We start from the raw sequence: 21,215 nt of genomic DNA on the forward strand, positions 1-21,215 counted from the left end.
AAGAAACCCTTCATTTGAAAAGACAAGTGAAGGGTTTTTTACGTGTGTAGGACAGCTTTTAAAGGTTGTACTTGTTTTGATGATTTTTTTCTTTTTGGAAGTGGCTGTTCAGGTGTTTCATTCAATTCCATTGCAACTTTTTTTCCGTCTACGAAAGCTAAAAATACAGCACCTACAACTTCTAATAATTTTTTCATCATATATCCGCTCCTTTGTTTCATTTCTTGTCTTCATTGTATATTGAAGCGGCTGGACAAACTATCGAACGAGATGACAATACCATTACATTGTTGTAATAGAAGAAGTAGTGTCATGTAAGGCGTATTTTGTTGTAAAAAAAATAGTACAGATATATAAAGAGAGAGTGTAACAGTTTTGAAAATATAGTATACTGAAAATACAACACATGAAGAATTTAGGGAAAAGAAAGTATGGTGAAACCATTTGGCTACCAAGCATAACCAAATTTTAGAACATATTAATGGCCTGCCAGTAGGGCATAAAATTTCTGTAAGGCAAATTGCGAAAGATTTGAGTGTAAGTGAAGGGACAGCTTACCGTGCAATTAAAGATGCAGAAAATAAAGGATATGTTAGTACGATTGAACGTGTCGGAACAATTCGAATTGAACAAAAGAAGAAAGAGAATATTGAAAAGCTGACATATGCAGAAGTCGTTAACATTGTCGATGGTCAAGTACTTGGGGGCAGAGAGGGCCTACATAAAACGTTAAATAAATTCGTAATCGGGGCAATGAAATTAGAAGCGATGATGCGCTATACAGAAGCTGGAAACTTACTTATTATCGGTAACCGTACGAACGCACATCAATTAGCGTTAGAAGCCGGAGCTGCGGTATTAATTACGGGCGGATTTGATACGGAAGATCATGTGAAGAAATTAGCAGACGAATTAAAACTGCCGATTATTTCAAGTAGTTACGATACATTTACAGTTGCGACGTTAATTAACCGTGCAATTTACGATCAGCTTATTAAGAAAGAAATTGTCCTCGTTGAAGATATTTTAACGCCAATTGAAGAGACGTTATATTTAAAGCCGAATGATACAGTGCAGCAATGGCATGCGTACAATGAAGAAACGATGCATGGACGTTATCCAATTGTTGATGAAAATAAAAAGGTGTTAGGTATCGTAACTTCAAAAGATATGATTGGTGTCGTGAAAGAAACACCAATTGATAAAGTGATGACAAAGCATCCAATTACGGTAAACGGTAAAATGTCTGTCGCAGCTGCAGCACGTATGATGGTGTGGGAAGGTATTGAGTTACTTCCAGTTGTTGATGAAGGAAATAAACTGCAAGGAATTATTAGTCGTCAAGATGTACTTCAGGCACTGCAAATGATTCAGCGTCAACCACAAGTCGGCGAAACAATCGATGATATTGTAACGAATCAATTTATGACGCCGAAAGAAGCGAAAAATGAACATTTATATCAATTTTCAGTGACGCCGCAAATGACGAATTCAATCGGAACGTTATCTTACGGTGTATTCACAACAATTGTGACGGAAGCAACGAATCGCGTTATTCGTGCGCAAAAGAAGAGTGATTTAATTGTTGAGAACTTAACAATTTATTTCGTAAAACCAGTTCAAATTGACAATGTTGTATCGGTTCATCCGAAAGTATTAGAAATTGGACGTAAATTTGGTAAGGTTGATGTAGAAGTGCATCATGAAGGTAATGTTGTCGGGAAAGCATTACTTATGGTGCAGTTGATCGATAAATAAAAAGATGGAGCAGACCGCTTTGGTTTGTTCCATTTTTTTATTTAAAAGGATAGAAACAAAAAATAAATAGCGTATCATTTCATATGTATAATAAAAATACTGAAAAATTCGAAGATGCGGAAATGGCATAGCGATAAGGAGGAAGTGAATGGGCGGAATCATTTTCTTTTTAGTGGTCGTATGTTTCATCATTATTCATGTTTTAACGCATAGAAGAATGAATGCTATTAAAAAGAGGTTGTATTTTGTAAGTTTGACTCTTGCTAGTATAGGTGCCTTGATTCCTATATCAGGAGAAAATGAGCCGGATTTTCTTTACTTTGGTGTACCAGCTGAAACGTTTGTTTATTATGGTGTGTGGGAATGTTGGTTTAATCCATTAGGTTTTTTCTTTAACTTTATTTTGTTTTATTGGATTTTGAAGCTATTGTTTAAGTTACGTAAGAGTTCGGATAGAGAAGTGAAAAAATAGAAGGATATGTATGAGTACGGATAGAAAATTGGTTGTTAGTTGATAAGAAAGCTTACGCTACTAATCATTAAGAGATAATAATAGTGTAATTGGATAGGGAAACTACGCTTCACTATATGAACTAGGGGGAGAAGAATGGATTTTTACATTAAAGAGCAGTTATGTAAGCAATATAATTTTAATAGTTTTACGAAAGTTTCATTGTTACATGGGGGAGAAAATCAAACATATATATTAGAATCGGACAAAAATAAATTTGTAGTGAGGCAGTATAGAGAGGGACGTTATACAGCCGAGCAAATAGAAGCTGAAATACATTGGTTAATAGCGATACAAAAACAAATGTTAGTACCAGAAGTAGTTGTCAATAAAAGTGGTGATTTAATCACACCTATTATGAAAGATGAAGGGAATATCCAGTATTTTGTTGTCTTTAGGTTTATAAACGGAAGTGAAATTTTAGAACCAAGGGATAGGGACTATGAAAAACTCGGATCATTAATGCGAAAGTTTCATGAAAAAACAAATGAAGTGCTCAAAAGAGTGCCGCAAACTTGGAGAGGTTATGAAAGGCCTATATATAGTGAGCAAAAGATAATCCACGAGCCTTTACAACGATTACTAAATGCTTCATTTCTATCGCATGCGGATAAGCATAAATGCATAAGAATTGCAGAAAGAATACAAGAACTCGCAAATTCAACTCAACTAGGAGAAAAACAATTTGTTCACGGTGATATGCATTTTGGTAATGTTCTTGTAGACAAAGAGGATTGGTATTTACTTGATTTTGATGAATGTGGATTTGGGTATAAAGAGTTTGATATTGGTGTTCCGAGATTACATTTAATTGCTTCGGGACAGTTAGAAGTTGTATGGGGGAATTTCATGATGGGATATGGGGAAAATATTTCGGAAACAGCTATTCGACTTGGGACTGCTTCGAGAATTTTTTATATGGCGGGAAAGATTCCGTTAAGGCTTGATATCGAGCCTATTAGAAAAGATCCCGGTGCTTTTATTCGGCGATATGTTCAGTATGCTGAAGAGGAATTATGTGGTGAGACAATTGTATAAATAAAAAACAGAATATTAATTTAATTAGAGTTTATACTATGTTACAATTGAATTGTAAGGAAATGGATTTTAGGAAGGTGGTATGCAATATGTCATCAGAAGTGCTCTTCTTTGGTGGAATCGCACTATTTTACTTTCTTGTGATGATACCGTTTCAATATTTATACTTACAAGGTTTACATGAAAAAAAGAAACGAACAGGATTATCTCAGCGAGAACTATATGAAAAAATGTCTTTTGAAGAAGAACAATTACATTTTCACGTACAAGGCAACCCCTTTAATATACCTTCTGCTTTTGTTGCATATATGATTTTAAAAGTTAAGGGACGTAAAAAAGCATCACAATGTTGATGCTTTTTTTGCGCTGATTCAGACAGATTTAGCTTCTTCAACTGCTAATGGTAAGAAATGTTTGTATTGGCGAAATCCATTAAATACACTTGCACTACCAAATAGAACAAATAAAACACCAACGATAATTCGAGCGGTTGAAAGTTCTAAAAAGAATTGGTTTATCCCAAAGAATAAGACGAATGAACCAAGTGCCATTGCGGATTTTCCTGAGAGCCAACCTTTCTCCATTGGGCGGTTTGTACGAAAGTATTTTGTTTTGTAGAAGAGGTACAACATAAATGAGACGATAATACAGAAGACTAATACTGGCATAATGCACGCTCCCATCGCTTTGTGAAAAATAATAGTAGAGAAAAACAAATATCTAAACTTTCTAACTTTTATTATAAAGCAATTGTTCGCATGTATGAAATACTTTCCGTTATAATGGAGGATAAAGTGAAACTTTAATTAGTGTGAGGATGTTTCTACGCTAATGATTTGCCCGCACCAATCGGGCTTTTACTGCACGTTAAAGTGAAGAAGTTGAGTAAAAAGGAGATTATACATATGCATGAGCAAATTTTAAGAGCAATTAAAGAGTTTGATACAATTATTATTCATCGTCATGTGCGTCCAGATCCAGATGCGTTAGGTTCACAGGGAGGTCTTGGTACAATTCTACAAGAATCGTTTCCAGAGAAAAATATTTATACGGTTGGGTACAATGAACCTTCACTAGAATATTTACGAGTAATGGATGATATTGAAGATAGTGTATATGAAAATGCACTTGTTATCGTATGTGATACTGCGAACCAAGAACGTGTTGACGATCAACGCTATGCAAAAGGGAAGATGTTAATTAAAATTGATCATCATCCGAATGAAGATCCGTACGGAGATATTACGTGGGTAGATACGACAGCAAGTTCTACAAGTGAAATGATTTATGAGTTTTACAGTTATGGAAAAGATAAAGGATTACAGATAACGAAAGAAGCAGCTCGTCTTATTTTAGCGGGGATTGTTGGGGATACAGGTCGTTTCTTATTCCCGAATACAACAGCGAAAACACTTCGTTATGTAAGTGAGCTTGTTGATATGGATGTGAAGTTCACAGATTTATATAATGAAATGTATAAGACGAAAGAAAAGATTGCTCGTTTAAACGGCTATATTTTACAAAACTTTACGATGGTAGAAGAAGGAGCAGCTTACATTAAATTAACGAAAGAAGTGTTAGAAAAGTTTGATGTACTTCCTTCTGAGGCATCCGGTGTTGTTGGAGCACTTGGTAATATTGATGGATTAAAGTCTTGGGTTCTATTTTTAGAGGAAGACGATGTGATTCGTGTTCGTCTTCGCTCAAAAGGACCAGTGATAAATAAATTAGCAATGCAATATAATGGCGGAGGGCATCCGATGGCTTCTGGTGCAAAAGCATCTTCTTGGGAAGAAGCGGATCGTCTTTTTGCTGATTTACGTGAGTTGTGTAGATAAGAGATTATATATGAGAACGAAAAGAAGGAGCGGCGCTAAAGCCCTCCTTCTTTATTTTTCTTTCTCTATCGTAATGCTAATTTCAAGCACTGTATCAAAAGATATCGTATCGACTTTGAAACGGTATAGCCGATCGTAATGTTTGTACGTTTTGTTTTCGATTACCTTTTTGAGTAGGTCTTTATTTTTTGCTATACTTTGAATGTTTTTCGTTAAAAGATGTTGGAGGTCATTATGGATAGACGTAGTCATATTTTCGAGTGTAAGGTTGTCTAAATCGTATTTTTCTCGATTTATAAGTTTTATTTTAATCTCTTGAATAGTTAAGAGCCGTTTATTTTCTGTATTCAATTTTTCTTGATCTTCGAGAAGGACGTGGAGCTTTGCTTCTTGTTTTTCTATAATTTCTCGTTGCTCTGCTATTTTACTAGCTTGTTCTTCTTGAAAAACACCGTATATGTACAAAAAAACAAACCAGCTCAACACGCCTCCAACAGCAGCACCAGCTAAAACTAAATACCATTTTTTTGCTGTATTGGCACTTGGTACTCTCATACATGTTCCTGCGTTAGCCATTTAATAATAGTAAGACCTGTTTGCATACCACCCGTTGCGAAAAAAATAAGGAGAATTTGTTTTACAATATCTTTCATATCTCCGCCAAAGAAACTTCTTTCAAAGCTATAAAAAGTATCAAATGTTCCGCCAATTGCTGCAACGAGTGCCCAAATTCTTAAATTTTGGGCGAATTGATTAATGTAAGTTAGAGTTGGTTTTCCGATAAGAAATGCACCAAATCCACCAATTAATGAACCACCAAGTATAACCCCAAAGGCAATAAAATAACTAATAATAAGCAGAGAGAAAAAAGTATGTTCTCTTACATCCATCGTCATTCCCCTTTCTTCTTCATATATATGGACAAAGTATAAGAAGTATGTTTTGATTTCCGCTTTCCTCATCACCTATAATAAAAGTAGTCAGATTGGTAAAGAGAGGGTACAACAGTGAAGTTTGTGCATTTACAATGTCAAACCGTTTTTAGTTTATTAAAAAGTGCTTGTAAAATTGATGAGCTTGTAGTCAGGGCGAAAGAACTTGGTTTCTCGTCACTCGCTATTACAGACGAAAATGTTATGTATGGCGTTATTCCGTTTTATAAAGCATGTAAGAAACATGGTATACAGCCTATTATCGGCTTAACAGCTTCTATTTTTAGTGAAGAAGAGGAAAAATCTTATCCGCTTGTTTTACTTGCTGAAAATGAAATGGGCTATCAAAATTTATTAAAGATTTCTAGTAGCATTATGACGAAGTCAAAAGAAGGTATTCCGAAAAAGTGGCTTGCCCATTATGCGAAAGGATTAATTGCTATTTCACCAGGTAAAGATGGGGAAATTGAACAATTATTATTAGAAGACAAAGAGAGTCAAGCTGAAGAAGTAGCTCGCATGTATCAAAGTATGTTCGACAATTTTTATATGAGTTTGCAGCATCATGCGATTCAAGATGAACTGCTCCTGCAAGAGAAATTACCTGCATTTATGAGTAGGATAAATGTTCCAGTCGTTGCAACAAACGATGTACGCTACATCAATCAAAGTGACGCACTTGTTCATGAGTGCTTATTATCTGTTGAAAGTGGAACGAAAATGACTGATCCAGATAGACCAAGGTTGAAAACTGATCAATATTATTTAAAATCATCAGATGAAATGGGAGCACTATTTTCTCACGTAGAAGAAGCGATTTATAACACAGTAGAAATTGCAGAACGTTGCAAAGTAGAAATACCGTTTCATATAAATCAATTACCGAAATTTCCTGTTCCAGCTAACGAGACGAATGATATGTATTTACGCCGCGTTTGTGAAGAAGGCTTGCAGAAACGATATGGTACGCCGAAAGAAGTACATATAAAGCGTTTGAATCATGAATTAAACGTTATTTCTAGTATGGGGTTTAGTGATTATTTCCTCATCGTGTGGGATTTTATGAAGTATGCGCATGAAAATCATATTTTAACAGGACCAGGACGTGGATCGGCAGCCGGCTCACTCGTTTCTTACGTATTAGAAATTACAGATATTGATCCGATTGAATACGATCTATTATTTGAAAGATTTTTAAATCCTGAACGTGTGACACTTCCAGATATTGATATCGATTTTCCAGATATAAGACGTGATGAGATGATTCGATATGTGAAAGATAAATATGGTCAGCTGCGTGTTGCACAAATTGTAACGTTCGGGACGCTTGCAGCGAAAGCGGCGATTAGAGATATTGCGCGTGTAATGGGGCTTCCGCCGCGAGACATTGACATATTCTCAAAACTTATCCCATCAAAGCTTGGTATAACGTTAAAAGATGCATATGAGGAATCGCAATCACTCCGTGAGTTTATACAAGGGAATCTGTTACATGAGCGTGTGTTTGAAATTGCAAAACGTGTAGAAGGCTTACCACGTCATACGTCTATTCATGCAGCTGGCGTTATTATGAGCCAAGAGCCGTTAACCGGAAGTGTTGCAATACAAGAAGGGCATAACGATGTGTATGTTACGCAATACCCAGCTGATGCATTAGAAGAACTTGGTTTGTTAAAGATGGATTTTTTAGGATTACGTAATTTAACGTTACTTGAAAATATTATAAAGTTTATCGTGAAAAAGACGGGGACACAAATTGATTTAAGAAATTTACCACTTCAAGATGAAAAGACGTTCCAATTGTTAGGTAGAGGGGATACAACAGGTGTATTCCAGCTTGAATCAGGTGGTATGCGAAATGTACTTCGCGGGTTAAAACCGAATGAATTTGAAGATATTGTCGCTGTTAACTCGTTATATAGACCAGGACCAATGGAACAAATTCCAACCTTTATTGAATCAAAGCACGGAAAAAGAAAAATTGAATATTTACATCCGGATTTAAAGCCGATTTTAGAAAGAACATACGGTGTAATTGTATACCAAGAACAAATTATGCAAATTGCGTCGAAGTTGGCGGGATTCTCGCTCGGAGAAGCAGATTTATTACGCCGTGCAGTGAGTAAAAAAAATCGTGATATTTTAGATCAGGAGCGTAAGCATTTTGTACAAGGCTGTTTACAAAATGGTTATGACGAGACATCCGCAGAGAAAATTTACGATTTAATTGTAAGATTTGCGAATTACGGTTTTAACCGAAGTCACGCTGTAGCCTACAGTATGATTGGATATCAGCTTGCTTACTTAAAAGCGAATTATACGCTGGAATTTATGACAGCATTATTATCAAGTGCAATTGGAAATGAAGATAAGATTGTGCAGTATATACGAGAAACGAAGCGGAAAGGTTTTCACGTTTTGCCGCCGTCTCTTCAGAGAAGTGGTTACAATTTCCAAATAGAAGGTAATGCGATACGTTACAGTTTACTTTCAATTCGAAACATCGGAATGGCTACAGTGACAGCATTACTCGAAGAACGAGAGAAAAAAGTATTTGAAGATTTATTTGAATTTTGTCTTCGCATGCCATCAAAGTTTGTAACAGAGCGAAATTTAGAGGCGTTCGTCTGGTCTGGGTGTTTTGACGATTTTGGTGTTTCGAGAACAAATTTATGGAAAAGCCTTAAAGGAGCGTTAGAGTACGCAAATCTTGCACGTGATTTAGGAGATGCTGTTCCAAAATCAAAATACGTGCAAGGAGAAGAGCTCTCTTTTATTGAACAGTTAAATAAAGAGAAGGAAGCACTAGGTTTTTATTTATCAAGCTATCCGACAGCGCAGTATGTGAAGTTAGCGAAAGAATTAGAAATTCCATCTCTTGCTCAGGCAATGCGACATAAGAAAAAAGTACAAAGGGCTATCGTGTATATAACAAGCGTGAGAGTGATTCGTACGAAAAAGTTGCAAAAGATGGCGTTTATTACATTTTGTGATCAAAACGATGAAATGGAAGCAGTTCTTTTCCCTGAAACATATATACATTTCTCAGATAAGTTACAAGAAGGAGCAATTGTTTTAGTTGACGGCATGATTGAGCTTAGAAATCATAAGTTGCAATGGATTGTAAATGGACTATATCCGTTAGAAGAAATGGATGTGTATGAAGAAAAGAAAGATGCATCTGTTTACGTGAAATTGTCGTCTCAGTATGAGAAAAAGCTTTTAAATCAGGTTACTAAAATATTGTTTGACTATTCAGGTTTTGCGAAAGTACTAATTTATTATGAAAAGGAACATAAAATGGTACAATTGTCTCGAAGTTTATCGATTCATCCAAGTGAAGAATGTTTAGGAGCACTTCGTGAAATTGTCGGGGAAGAAAATGTAGTTGTGAAAATATAATGGACAATTTCCCTACACTTCGATTATTATAGTAGTAGTGTTCGTGGTCAGACCACTTGGAGAAATTGATATCAGCTAGAATAATTTGAGGAGAGTGGATAGTTTGTCAACACTTCGTGAAGAAGCACTTCACATGCATAAAGTGCATCAAGGAAAATTAGAAACTGTATCAAAAGTAAAAGTAGAAAATGCAAAAGATTTAAGTCTTGCATATTCTCCAGGGGTTGCAGAACCTTGTAAGGAAATTTATGACGATAAAAGTAAGGTATATGAATATACGATGAAGGGAAATATGGTAGCAGTTGTGACAGATGGAACGGCTGTACTTGGTCTTGGTAACATTGGACCTGAAGCATCTCTTCCAGTAATGGAAGGTAAAGCTGTATTATTCAAGAGCTTTGCTGGTGTAGATGCATTCCCAATTGCCTTAAATACAAACGATGTAGATAAAATTGTTGAAACTGTAAAATTAATGGAGCCAACTTTTGGCGGCGTTAACTTAGAGGATATCGCAGCACCAAACTGCTTCATTATTGAAGAACGTTTGAAAAAAGAAACAAATATTCCTATCTTCCATGATGATCAACACGGAACAGCTATCGTAACAGTAGCAGGTCTTGTGAACGCGCTAAAATTAGTTGGAAAGAAAATGTCTGACATTAAAGTTGTCGCAAATGGCGCAGGTGCAGCAGGTATTGCAATTATTAAACTTTTATATCGCTATGGTGTACGCGACATTATTATGTGTGACCGTAAAGGCGCAATCTATGATGGTCGTCCTACAGGTATGAATTCGGTGAAGGATGAAGTTGCAAAATATACAAATAAGAATCGTATTGAAGGTTCTTTAGCTGACGTTGTACAAGGTGCGGACGTATTCATTGGTGTATCTGCAGAAGGTGCATTAACAGAAGAGATGGTTCGTACAATGAATGACGATGCAATTATTTTTGCAATGGCGAATCCAGTTCCAGAAATTATGCCAGAATTGGCAAAAGCAGCGGGCGCAGCTGTTGTTGGAACGGGTCGTTCTGACTTCGCGAACCAAGTAAATAATGTACTAGCGTTCCCTGGTATTTTCCGTGGTGCACTTGACGTACATGCGACACAAATTAACGAAGAAATGAAGATGGCGGCTGTACAGGCTATTGCTGAGCTTGTAGCAGAAGATGAGTTGAATGCAGACTATATCATTCCGGCACCGTTTGACGCGCGTGTAGCGCCTCAAGTGGCAGCTTACGTTGCGAAAGCTGCAATGGAGACAGGAGTAGCTCGCCGTCAAGTAGATCCAAATGAGATTGCTGAGAAAACAAAACAATTAGCGCTGATTGGTAAAGAATAAGCGAGGAATTTCCATTGACATCATCAAATACAAAAGTATATCTCGAAATTGTAAAAAAAATCCGTTCCATTATGGAAGAAGATGGATTGGTGGCGGGGGATCGTTTGCCGTCTGAGCGTGAGTTAAGTTCACGTTTAAACGTAGGGCGTTCCTCTGTAAGAGAAGCATTGCGTGCTTTAGAACTGGTAGGATTGATTGAAACGAGACGTGGTGAAGGGACGTTTATTCGAAACTTTTACGATAACGGTCTTGTACAATTGATTGCGCCGTTCTTGCTGCAAGATGAGAAAACAATTCGTGATTTATTACAAACAAAACGATTGCTTGAGAAAGATATGATTCGAATTGTATGTAATTTGCCGAAAGAAACGTTTTCTAAAGTGCTAAGAAAATTAAATCAAGTGCTTGAAGAAAATGAAAACTCGATTCCAATGCTTCATCAAACGTTCTTTAAAACACTCATTGAACAAGTCGATAATTATTTACTCTATCGCATTTGGATGATCGTAAATGATTACGTATCAACTCTTTCTTGTGAAGTTTCAGGAGATTCTATCGATATGTATAGAAAGCTTTATGCTACTTTGGAAGAAAAACAAGAAAATGATGCACTAAAAATTTACGATGAATTAGTAGAGAATATACAGTTTCACTCGTAATGTATAAAATTTGTCGAAATGACCATGACACGTTATGACAAACATTCTATCGCGTAGCGGTTAAAGTTAAACGTAAAGAGTGAGGTTATTAGACAGATTGAGAAGATAAGGCTAACATCAAACTTTGGTGTTAGCCCAATTTTCTTCTTGCGCTAACCTTAGCTCTCAACGAAGGGGGTCAAATTGTGCTAAGAGATTTATTCGTGAAAAAGAAAAAGTACGCTGCAATACCTTCAGAACAAGTACGAAAAGATGTACCGGATGGTGTTATGACAAAATGTCCGAAATGTAAAAAAATCATGTATACGAAAGAGCTTCTAAAAAATTTAAAAGTATGTGTGAATTGTGGATATCATCATCCTATGAATGCATGGGAACGTCTTGATAGTATATTGGACGAAGGGTCATTCCGTGAGTATGACAAAGAAATGGTTTCATTAAATCCACTCGAGTTTCCAGGATACGAAGAGAAACTAGAGAGCGATCGTAAGAAGACTAAATTGAACGAAGCGGTTGTAACTGGTGAAGGAACAATTGATGACATGCTTGTTGTTGTTGCAGTAATGGATTCTCGTTTTCGAATGGGCAGCATGGGCTCTGTTGTAGGAGAGAAAATTGCCCGTGCAGTTGAAAAAGCATACGACTTACAAGTTCCATTTATTATCTTTACTGCGTCGGGTGGTGCCCGTATGCAAGAAGGGATATTAAGTTTAATGCAAATGGCAAAAACAAGCGTAGCTTTGAAAAAGCATAGTAATGCAGGAGGGTTATTTATTTCTGTTATGACTCACCCAACGACGGGCGGGGTTTCAGCGAGTTTCGCTTCACTTGGTGATTACAATCTTGCAGAGCCAGGTGCACTTATCGGATTTGCTGGTAGACGTGTAATTGAACAAACAGTGCGTGAAAAACTACCGGAAGATTTCCAAACGGCAGAATTTTTATTAGAGCACGGTCAATTAGATGCGGTTGTGCATCGTGATGATATGAGAGAATCACTCCGTAAGATTTTAGAAGTTCATCAAGGAGGGGAAATGGCTGTATGGCAGAGCTAGAATTTGAGAAACCAGTTGTTGAGCTAAGAAATAAGATTCGTGAACTGAAAGACTATACGAAAAACAGCCAGATGGACTTCAGTGAGGAGATTCGTATTTTGGAAGAAAAGCTAGAAAAATTAGAGGAAGATATATACGGCAATATGAAAGTATGGGACCGTGTTCAAATTGCTCGTCATGCAGAACGGCCGACAACGCTCGATTATATTGAGCACTTATTTACTAATTTTTTTGAATGTCATGGAGATCGCCTATTTGGCGACGATGCAGCGATTGTCGGCGGCATTGCGAAATATAAGGGGATGCCTGTAACTGTAATTGGGCACCAACGCGGAAAAGATACGAAAGAAAATATTCGTCGTAATTTTGGGATGCCTCATCCAGAAGGATATCGAAAAGCACTGCGTCTAATGAAACAAGCGGAAAAGTTTAATCGTCCTATTATTTGTTTCATCGATACGAAGGGAGCTTATCCTGGTAAAGCAGCTGAAGAACGTGGACAAAGTGAGGCGATTGCCCGTAATTTATTTGAAATGGCGGGTTTAACGGTACCTGTTATTTGTATTGTTATCGGTGAAGGTGGTAGTGGTGGTGCGTTAGGTCTTGGAGTAGGAGATTACATTCATATGCTGGAAAATTCCACGTATTCTGTTATTACACCAGAGGGTGCGGCGGCAATTCTTTGGAAAGACGCTGGTAAAGCAAAAGAAGCTGCAGAAGCGATGAAAATTACAGCGTTAGATTTGAAAGAATTAGGTGTAATTGACGAAATTATTCCAGAGGCAAAAGGTGGAGCGCATCGTAACATTTTAAAACAATCAGAAAATATAGATTTAATGCTTAAGAAAACTTTTGAACAATTAAGCGGAATTTCGAAAGATGAATTAATCGAAAAACGTTATGAAAAATATATGAAAATTGGGCAAGTTTCGTTTTCAAACGCTTCCATTGGGATAAAATAATAAAAGCGTGCGTTCCTCTTCGCGAATGCACGTTTTTATTATGAAAAGACACATCTTCTCCATTGTGTTTTTATATTTTTTCGTGTTATTTTATTATAAGGCAAATAATCTTTATGAGGTGAGTACAAATGAAACGTATTGGTGTATTAACAAGTGGTGGAGATTCACCTGGTATGAATGCTGCCATTCGTGCAGTTGTTCGTAAAGCGATTTTCCATGATATTGAAGTATATGGTATTTACCATGGATACGCGGGTTTAATTTCTGGTCATATTGAAAAATTAGAACTTGGTTCTGTTGGCGATATTATCCACCGTGGTGGTACGAAATTATATACAGCAAGATGTCCTGAGTTTAAAGATCCAGAAGTACGACTAAAAGGTATCGAGCAATTAAAGAAACACGGTATCGAAGGACTTGTTGTTATTGGTGGAGATGGCTCTTACCAAGGTGCTAAAAAATTAACTGAACAAGGATTCCCATGTGTTGGTGTACCAGGTACAATCGACAATGATATTCCTGGAACAGACTTCACAATTGGTTTTGATACAGCTTTAAATACTGTTATTGATGCAATTGATAAAATTCGTGACACAGCTACATCTCATGAACGTACATATGTTATCGAAGTAATGGGACGTCATGCTGGAGATATCGCATTATGGGCTGGTTTAGCTGATGGTGCCGAAACAATCTTAATTCCAGAAGAAGAGTATGACATGGAAGATGTTATTGCTCGTCTGAAGCGTGGTAGTGAACGTGGTAAAAAACACAGTATTATCATTGTGGCTGAAGGTGTTGGAAGTGCAATTGACATCGGTAAGCACATTGAAGAAGCAACAAACTTTGATACTCGTGTAACTGTATTAGGTCACGTACAACGTGGTGGATCACCAAGTGCACAAGACCGTGTATTAGCAAGTCGTCTTGGCGCAAGAGCAGTTGAATTATTAATTGCTGGTAGAGGTGGACGCTGTGTAGGTATTCAAGATAATAAACTTGTTGATCATGATATTATCGAAGCGTTAGCTCAAAAGCATACAATCGATAAAGATATGTATCAATTATCTAAAGAATTATCCATCTAATCGGCTTAATGTCGGATATTTGGGAACGGTTTCATAATTTTCGGAGGTGCAATATGCGTAAAACTAAAATTGTATGTACTATAGGTCCTGCTAGTGAAAGTATTGAGAAATTAGAACAATTAATCGAAGCGGGTATGAACGTTGCTCGTTTAAACTTCTCTCATGGTAGCCATGAAGAGCACGGCGCTCGTATTAAAAACATTCGTGAAGCTTCAAAGAAAACTGGTAAAACAGTTGGTATCTTACTTGATACAAAAGGTCCAGAAATCCGTACTCACGACTTCGTAGACGGACAAGCTGAGCTTGTAACAGGTGCAGAAGTAGTTCTTTCTACTGAGCAAGTATTAGGTACTGCAGAGAAGTTCTCTGTATCTTATGCTGGTCTTTATGACGATGTAGACCCAGGTTCTCGTATTCTAATCGATGACGGTCTTATCGAACTAGAAGTAATCGAAAAAGCTGACGGAAACATCCGTACAAAAGTTTTAAACAGCGGAACTGTAAAAAATAAAAAAGGTGTTAACGTACCAAACGTAAGCATTAAGCTTCCTGGTATCACTGAAAAAGACGTAAAAGATATCGTCTTCGGTATCGAGCAAAAAGTTGATTTCATCGCAGCTTCATTCGTACGTAAAGCATCTGACGTATTAGAAATCCGTGAATTATTAGAAGAGCATAACGCTCAATACATCCAAATCGTACCAAAAATCGAAAACCAAGAGGGTATCGATAACATCGATTCAATCTTAGAAGTTTCTGATGGTTTAATGGTAGCTCGTGGTGATATGGGTGTAGAAATTCCACCAGAAGAAGTACCATTAGTACAAAAACGTCTAATCAAAAAATGTAACGTGTTAGGTAAACCGGTTATTACTGCGACACAAATGTTAGATTCTATGCAACGTAACCCACGTCCAACTCGTGCGGAAGCAAGTGACGTAGCTAACGCAATCTTCGATGGTACAGATGCAATCATGCTTTCAGGTGAAACAGCTGCTGGTCAATACCCAGTAGAAGCAGTAACAATGATGGCTAACATTGCAGTACGTGTTGAAAAATCATTACAATATGAAGATATGTTCAAAAAACGTATTAAAGAGTTCACTCCAACAATTACAGATGCAATTAGCCAATCTGTTGCGCATACAGCACTTGCTCTTGATGTAGCTGCAATCGTAGCTCCAACAGAAAGTGGACATACTGCGAAAATGATCTCTAAATACCGTCCGAAATCTCCAATCGTAGCTGTAACATCTGACGAGCAAGTAGGACGTCGTCTTGCACTTGTTTGGGGTGTACAAGCATTTATGGCTGGAAAACGTGCAGCGTCTACTGACGAAATGTTAGATACTGCAATTCAAACAGGTATGGATGCAGGTCTAATTGGACTTGGAGACACTGTAGTAATCACTGCTGGTGTTCCAGTTGCTGAAACTGGTACAACAAACTTAATGAAAATCCATGTTGTTGGTGAAGAAGTTGCGAAAGGACAAGGAATCGGTCGTAAAGCTGCAAAAGGTAAAGTAGTTGTAGCGAAAACAGCTGCTGAAGCTGTAGCGAACGTAAACAAAGGTGATATCCTTGTTACAACAAGCACTGATAAAGATATGATTCCTGCAATCGAAAAAGCTGCTGCTCTAGTTGTAGAAGAAGGCGGTCTAACAAGCCATGCGGCTGTTGTAGGTGTATCAATCGGTATTCCTGTTATCGTTGGTGTAAACGGCGTAACAGCAACTTTAAAAAATGGCCAAGAAGTAACAGTTGATGCAGCACGCGGAATTGTTTATAATGGACATGCGGAAGTGCTATAAGTAATACGAAGAGAAGGATCGGAGTCCTTCTCTTTTTTTTACACAAAAACGAGGTGGAATCAGCTTGAAACGCCTGGAATTACGTTTGAAATCCGTTTGTTACGAGGTTCAATAGGGAAAGGTGTTTAGTTTCTGTGTAGCGTATACGGGCGCTCTGGGTTCGTTTAAAGTGATGAGTGAGAGGAGTGTAGAACTATGAAGTGGTTACTATTCTTGTTTATTTTAATACCGGCGATTGAGATTACAGTCTTAATTGGATCGAGTCATGTAATAGGTTTATGGTCTACGTTCGCTATGATTGTATTTACGGGTGTTGTAGGTGTCTATTTGGCGAAAAGGCAAGGATTTAAAGTGCTTAGAGAGATTCAATCTAAGTTGAATAGAGGAGAAATGCCAGGAGGAGCGGTACTGGATGGTATTTTTATCTTTGTAGGAGGTATTCTTTTGGTACTTCCTGGATACGTAACGGATATAATAGGTTTGATCTTCGTTATCCCTATGACGAGGGCTTTGTTGAAGCCATTTGTTATGAAGTGGATGGAATGGAAGTTTAGAAAGAGTTCTACTATTATTGTGCAGAAATAGTGCTTAGATTATAGCGATCTAAGCACTATTTTTTTGCCCCCAAAAGGATGAGAGATGGATGAAGTTCTGTTGATTAAAGTTTTGCTGTATCATGCCTTAAAATGTGGTGAATGCGAAGGAGTTAAGTGGAAATCAGACTGCTCATACAAGTCCGGTTGGTGAAAGTTAATAATCGGTGGTGGACAAAATCCTTACTGATCATAGTTTTGCCTTATTATATTTGCTATGTATTTTTCGATTGGATATGGAGGTGGTTCTTAATGAATGTGTTGTAGGGAAATTCATATGAACTCAAGTTGGTTTTTGTATATAAAAAGAATCAATTGGTATGGAAAAGTTAGATACGAACAGGAAAAATGTTAGTTTAAGTCTTATTTTATACCATTTTGCATATTTATTCATTTACATAAAAAGTAATAAATGTAAGTAATAATTATAAAAATAATAGAATAAATATGTAAAAATACCTCGGAATATGCGTTTTCTATGCAAAAAAACAAGAGTATTATCCTTTTTGTGGGAAATTCTCTTGTTGTATGTAATGAGTGTGAAAAACAAGTATAAGGAATAATCAGTGGGAAATTCCCACTGATTACATATAAGTTCTTTGTTGTATATGAATTAGAAACTATTATTTTGAAGGTGAGCCTTTAATATATTTCCACAAATCATGGAATACACGAGCTTTGTGCAATGTATTAAGTAGTACTAAGATGACTGGACCGATGATTAATCCTAAAAAGCCAAAAAGCTTAAAGCCGACAAATAGAGCGATCAGTGTTGCTAGTGGATCGAGGCCGATATTAGATGAAAGTACTTTAGGCTCCATAATTTGTCTTTGGACAATCACGACGATGTATAAGACGAGAAGACCGATGGCGAAAGCAGTATCGCCAGTGAAAAATACGTATATAACCCAAGGAACGAAGACGGCACCTGTTCCTAAATACGGGAGTAAATCTACAACCCCTGTAATAATCGCGATAGTAATGGCGTATGGTACGCGTAATATTAAAAGTCCGATTAGTACAATAACAGTTGTCATAGATACGAGTGTAAGTTGTGCTTTAACAAAACCAAATAAAGCTTTTCTTAAGTCGACAAAAATAGTTTTTCCATAGCCATGAACACGATTGGGCAAAAATTTTCTTACTTTCTGAGCAAGACGATGCCAATCGTAACTAATGAAGAAAGTGGCTAATAAAACGAATACAAGGACAGTTAAAGTGGTTGGTAATGCACTAATGAAATTTGTTAACCCGCTTATAATAGCAGTTAAAAGTTCTTTCATTTGCGTCGTTGCTTCGGTTCCTAAGTTTTGAATGTTTTGTGTAATCGTATAGCGCTGTGGTTCCCCAAGATGATTAAATTTAGAAATTAAATCATCATAGAGAGGCATAATATGATTAAGTGCAAATTGCTCTGCGAATTTAACGATATCCGGGAACTTTACTGTAACAAGTTGTAGTAAGTATGTTGTGGCCGATATGGCTTCTGTTACAAGGTATGTAACGAGTCCGACGATAGCTCCAAATACGAGAATTAAGCTAACGAGTACTGCGAGTGCGCGAGGAAATTGTAGTTTTTGATTAAGGAAATTGACGACAGGATTAATCAAATAAGCAAATGCGAAAGCGATAATAAAAGGATAGATAAGTCCTGACATATATAGTAATGCATAGAACCCGGCTACCGTTGCTACAATGACAAATATGAGTCGCAATATCATATATAGTAAGTTTCGGTTCAAAGATGTATACCTCCCATTCCAATTTGGATTATCCTAATTCGTTCAACTTATAACGAGTGTGCCCCGCTGATTAAAGTTTCACTTTATGTTATAGTGGAATGATGGATTTTTCCTGCTTTTTCAGTACATGAGTGACTGTAAAAGCTTGGTGTTGATGCTTCTACTATATGGTAAAAACTTCATTTTCTCTTCTTTTTATTTTACCTGTTTCTTATTAGAAAAGAAAGGAGAGACAATCGTTTTCAAAAATGTATATAGGCTTAAATTTTTGATGATGAAAGTCTCAGTTTAGCATTTTAAAATACATAAAAAATGAAGTGGTTATTGTTGAATATACATCGATATAGCATGTATAACGATAGGTTTAAAGGTATTTTTGTTTGGAAATGAGTTCATTATTTTCAGAAAGGAAGTGTAAACATGATTAGTCAGTCAACGTTATTTTTATTCATACTACTTATTATAGGACTTGTTGCTAAAAACCAATCGCTTACTGTAGCTATTGGTGTGTTATTTTTATTGAAATTTACGTTTCTAGGAGATAAAGTCTTTCCTTATCTACAAACGAAAGGGATTAACCTCGGTGTAACGGTTATTACAATAGCAGTACTCGTACCGATTGCAACGGGGGAAATAGGTTTTAAACAACTTGGAGAAGCGGCGAAATCGTATTATGCATGGATTGCTTTAGCCTCAGGGGTAGCGGTTGCTTTGTTAGCGAAAGGCGGCGTACAATTATTGACGACGGATCCTCATATTACAACTGCGCTCGTTTTCGGGACAATTATAGCGGTTGCTTTATTTAATGGAGTTGCTGTAGGTCCATTAATTGGGGCTGGAATTGCCTATGCAGTTATGAGTATTATACAGATGTTTAAATAAGGAATTTTATAGTAATATAAAATTTTTGAATTCTTTCTGTTCACAAAAGTCAGATAATTGTTTATAATAGGATTAGAAACTTTGAAAAGTTACATAACAGCAGAGACTTTACACCAGATAAAATAAAAACAACATAAAACAATTTTATAATGATATTGTTTTATGTTGTTTTTATCATAAAACTCTTCGGGATTAATTTTCCTCACTAACTTGTTGTTTTGAGCGTGAGGATTCGGGGAGACATTCACGCTCATGCTTTCCATGTAAACAATGGACAATAAGAGGGGAACATCGCAACAAATTTGCATGATCGTGCATTTTGCTTGCCTAAAGAGTGAACGGGCGTTCATAATTCAAAAGGGAAGCAAATAGATATAAGGAGCAAGGTTGGGAGAATTTTCAGGAAAAGGAGAGAATGTCATGACTGTTATTCGAGGTTTAGAAGGGGTAGTAGCAACAACATCATCTGTGAGCTCTATTATTGATGATACATTAACTTATGTTGGGTATAATATTGATGATTTAGCTGAGAATGCTACATTTGAAGAAGTAGTGTACTTATTATGGCATCGCAAGCTTCCTAATGAACAAGAACTAGCGAAATTTAAAGAGATTGTATCGGAATACTATAAAGTTCCAGGTGAGATTTTAACATATTTGAAACAAGTAGATTTAAAAATCGCACATCCGATGTCTGTTTTACGAACTGCAATTTCCATGCTATCATTATACGATGAGAGCGCTGAAATTATGGATGAAAACTCCAATTATTTGAAAGCGGTTAAATTGCAGGCTCAAGTGGGAACTTTAGTTGCTGCTTATGCAAGAATTCGTAAAGGTTTAGATATTGTTGAGCCTAGAAACGATTTATCATTAGCTGCAAACTTCTTGTACATGTTAAATGATCGCGAGCCAAATGAAGTTGAAATTGAAGCTTTTGACAAGGCGCTTGTACTTCACGCAGATCATGAGTTAAACGCTTCTACATTTACTGCACGCGTTTGTGTAGCTACACTTTCAGATGTATATTCTGGTATTACAGCAGCAATCGGTGCGTTAAAAGGTCCTCTTCACGGCGGGGCAAACGAAAATGTAATGAAGATGCTAACTGAAATTGGCGAAGAAGAAAATGTAGAATCATATATTCATAATGCTCTTCAAAATAAAGTGAAAATCATGGGCTTTGGCCACCGTGTATATGAGCAGGGTGATCCGCGTGCAAAACATTTACGCGAAATGTCTAAGAGATTATGCGTGCTTTTAGGAGAAGACAAATGGTATAATATGTCTATCAAAATTGAAGACATTGTAACAAAAGAAAAAGGTCTTCCACCAAATGTTGATTTCTATTCAGCTTCTGTATACCATTGTTTAGGAATTGACCATGACTTATTTACACCTATTTTTGCAATTAGCCGTATGTCAGGCTGGTTAGCTCATATTCTAGAACAATATGAAAACAACCGTTTAATCCGTCCGCGTGCTGATTATAATGGACCAACACATCAAGTGTACGTTCCAATTGCACAACGATAAGCGAAAAACACTATTTTGATAGTGAAAATACGCTTTCAAAAGTCTGATTTTTTCGGAAAGACGTAA

General features: G+C 36.8%; 20 protein-coding genes. 15 read left to right on the forward strand and 5 right to left on the reverse strand.

Translation table 11 applies throughout. From position 1 onward, the window contains the following. Positions 1–38: 38 nt before the first annotated feature. Entirely contained in the window at positions 39–200 is a 162-nt protein-coding gene (locus tag ACSG5Z_RS09495; RefSeq protein ID WP_060486545.1) for a hypothetical protein, read from the reverse strand. A 244-nt stretch (positions 201–444) separates the two neighbouring features. On the opposite strand from ACSG5Z_RS09495, the gene ACSG5Z_RS09500 reads away from it, so the two are divergent. From ACSG5Z_RS09500 to ACSG5Z_RS09515, 4 genes are all read left to right on the forward strand, one after another. Continuing rightward, positions 445–1,758 (forward strand): CBS domain-containing protein, encoded by a 1,314-nt coding sequence (locus tag ACSG5Z_RS09500; protein ID WP_000201566.1) that lies wholly within the window; start codon positions 445–447, stop codon positions 1,756–1,758. A 148-nt stretch (positions 1,759–1,906) separates the two neighbouring features. Beyond that, positions 1,907–2,230 carry a hypothetical protein gene (locus tag ACSG5Z_RS09505; RefSeq protein ID WP_088064555.1) on the forward strand — a complete coding sequence of 108 codons (324 nt, stop codon included), beginning with the start codon at positions 1,907–1,909 and terminating at the stop codon, positions 2,228–2,230. 135 nt (positions 2,231–2,365) lie between these two features. Next, positions 2,366–3,307, forward strand: a complete 942-nt coding sequence (locus ACSG5Z_RS09510; RefSeq protein WP_435711352.1) for a phosphotransferase enzyme family protein — start codon at positions 2,366–2,368, stop codon at positions 3,305–3,307. Positions 3,308–3,396: 89 nt separating this feature from the next. Then, positions 3,397–3,660 carry a DUF3949 domain-containing protein gene (locus tag ACSG5Z_RS09515; protein ID WP_142291818.1) on the forward strand — a complete coding sequence of 88 codons (264 nt, stop codon included), beginning with the start codon at positions 3,397–3,399 and terminating at the stop codon, positions 3,658–3,660. A gap of 18 nt (positions 3,661–3,678) precedes the next feature. Here ACSG5Z_RS09515 and ACSG5Z_RS09520 read toward each other — a convergent pair whose 3' ends face one another. Further along, on the reverse strand, positions 3,679–3,975 hold the full coding sequence (locus ACSG5Z_RS09520; RefSeq protein WP_088064553.1) for a YtpI family protein: 297 nt from the start codon (positions 3,973–3,975) through the stop codon (positions 3,679–3,681). A 237-nt stretch (positions 3,976–4,212) separates the two neighbouring features. Between ACSG5Z_RS09520 and ACSG5Z_RS09525 the strand changes: the two genes are divergently transcribed. Further along, entirely contained in the window at positions 4,213–5,145 is a 933-nt protein-coding gene (locus ACSG5Z_RS09525; protein WP_087985387.1) for a DHH family phosphoesterase, read from the forward strand. Positions 5,146–5,196: 51 nt separating this feature from the next. Here the strand turns inward: ACSG5Z_RS09525 and ytrI are convergent, their stop codons facing one another. Together ytrI and ytrH are read right to left on the reverse strand one after the other, a co-directional pair. Next, positions 5,197–5,700, reverse strand: a complete 504-nt coding sequence (ytrI, locus tag ACSG5Z_RS09530; protein WP_046958744.1) for a sporulation membrane protein YtrI — start codon at positions 5,698–5,700, stop codon at positions 5,197–5,199. Continuing rightward, positions 5,697–6,110, reverse strand: coding sequence for a sporulation membrane protein YtrH (ytrH, locus tag ACSG5Z_RS09535; protein WP_073516695.1), 414 nt, complete (start codon positions 6,108–6,110; stop codon positions 5,697–5,699). The genes ytrI and ytrH overlap by 4 nt, the downstream gene beginning before the upstream one ends. A gap of 42 nt (positions 6,111–6,152) precedes the next feature. Between ytrH and dnaE the strand changes: the two genes are divergently transcribed. The 8 genes from dnaE to ACSG5Z_RS09575 all read left to right on the forward strand — a co-directional run bounded on the left by dnaE (position 6,153) and on the right by ACSG5Z_RS09575 (position 16,981). After that, on the forward strand, positions 6,153–9,479 hold the full coding sequence (gene dnaE / locus ACSG5Z_RS09540; protein ID WP_137011427.1) for a DNA polymerase III subunit alpha: 3,327 nt from the start codon (positions 6,153–6,155) through the stop codon (positions 9,477–9,479). Positions 9,480–9,612: 133 nt separating this feature from the next. Continuing rightward, a complete protein-coding gene (gene ystJ, locus ACSG5Z_RS09545) occupies positions 9,613–10,821 on the forward strand; it encodes an NADP-dependent malic enzyme (RefSeq protein WP_170968340.1) in 1,209 nt (402 codons plus the stop codon). A 14-nt stretch (positions 10,822–10,835) separates the two neighbouring features. Further along, positions 10,836–11,480: a FadR/GntR family transcriptional regulator gene (locus tag ACSG5Z_RS09550; protein WP_000204434.1), complete on the forward strand. Its 645-nt coding sequence runs from the start codon at positions 10,836–10,838 to the stop codon at positions 11,478–11,480. Positions 11,481–11,665: 185 nt separating this feature from the next. Beyond that, positions 11,666–12,535, forward strand: a complete 870-nt coding sequence (accD, locus tag ACSG5Z_RS09555; protein ID WP_000942866.1) for an acetyl-CoA carboxylase, carboxyltransferase subunit beta — start codon at positions 11,666–11,668, stop codon at positions 12,533–12,535. Continuing rightward, positions 12,523–13,497, forward strand: a complete 975-nt coding sequence (accA, locus tag ACSG5Z_RS09560; protein ID WP_137011423.1) for an acetyl-CoA carboxylase carboxyl transferase subunit alpha — start codon at positions 12,523–12,525, stop codon at positions 13,495–13,497. The genes accD and accA overlap by 13 nt, the downstream gene beginning before the upstream one ends. A gap of 128 nt (positions 13,498–13,625) precedes the next feature. Beyond that, entirely contained in the window at positions 13,626–14,585 is a 960-nt protein-coding gene (pfkA, locus tag ACSG5Z_RS09565) for a 6-phosphofructokinase (protein WP_000821162.1), read from the forward strand. Between the two features lie 53 nt (positions 14,586–14,638). Continuing rightward, positions 14,639–16,396: a pyruvate kinase gene (gene pyk, locus ACSG5Z_RS09570; protein WP_001232677.1), complete on the forward strand. Its 1,758-nt coding sequence runs from the start codon at positions 14,639–14,641 to the stop codon at positions 16,394–16,396. 195 nt (positions 16,397–16,591) lie between these two features. After that, positions 16,592–16,981 carry an FxsA family protein gene (locus ACSG5Z_RS09575; protein ID WP_048544357.1) on the forward strand — a complete coding sequence of 130 codons (390 nt, stop codon included), beginning with the start codon at positions 16,592–16,594 and terminating at the stop codon, positions 16,979–16,981. Between the two features lie 631 nt (positions 16,982–17,612). Here the strand turns inward: ACSG5Z_RS09575 and ytvI are convergent. Continuing rightward, positions 17,613–18,731, reverse strand: coding sequence for a sporulation integral membrane protein YtvI (ytvI, locus tag ACSG5Z_RS09580; RefSeq protein WP_137011421.1), 1,119 nt, complete (start codon positions 18,729–18,731; stop codon positions 17,613–17,615). Between the two features lie 420 nt (positions 18,732–19,151). Between ytvI and ACSG5Z_RS09585 the strand changes: the two genes are divergently transcribed. Together ACSG5Z_RS09585 and citZ are read left to right on the forward strand one after the other, a co-directional pair. Further along, the gene (locus ACSG5Z_RS09585) at positions 19,152–19,613 is read left to right on the forward strand and encodes a DUF441 domain-containing protein (protein ID WP_000625511.1); all 462 of its coding nucleotides are present in this window, start codon (positions 19,152–19,154) and stop codon (positions 19,611–19,613) included. Positions 19,614–20,000: 387 nt separating this feature from the next. Next, complete coding sequence (citZ, locus tag ACSG5Z_RS09590; protein ID WP_435711354.1) at positions 20,001–21,149, forward strand: citrate synthase; 1,149 nt, start codon at positions 20,001–20,003, stop codon at positions 21,147–21,149. The last annotated feature ends 66 nt before the right edge of the window (positions 21,150–21,215 follow it).

It is taken from the genome of Bacillus pretiosus (assembly GCF_051294775.1).
In the GTDB taxonomy this organism is placed as follows: domain Bacteria; phylum Bacillota; class Bacilli; order Bacillales; family Bacillaceae_G; genus Bacillus_A; species Bacillus_A wiedmannii.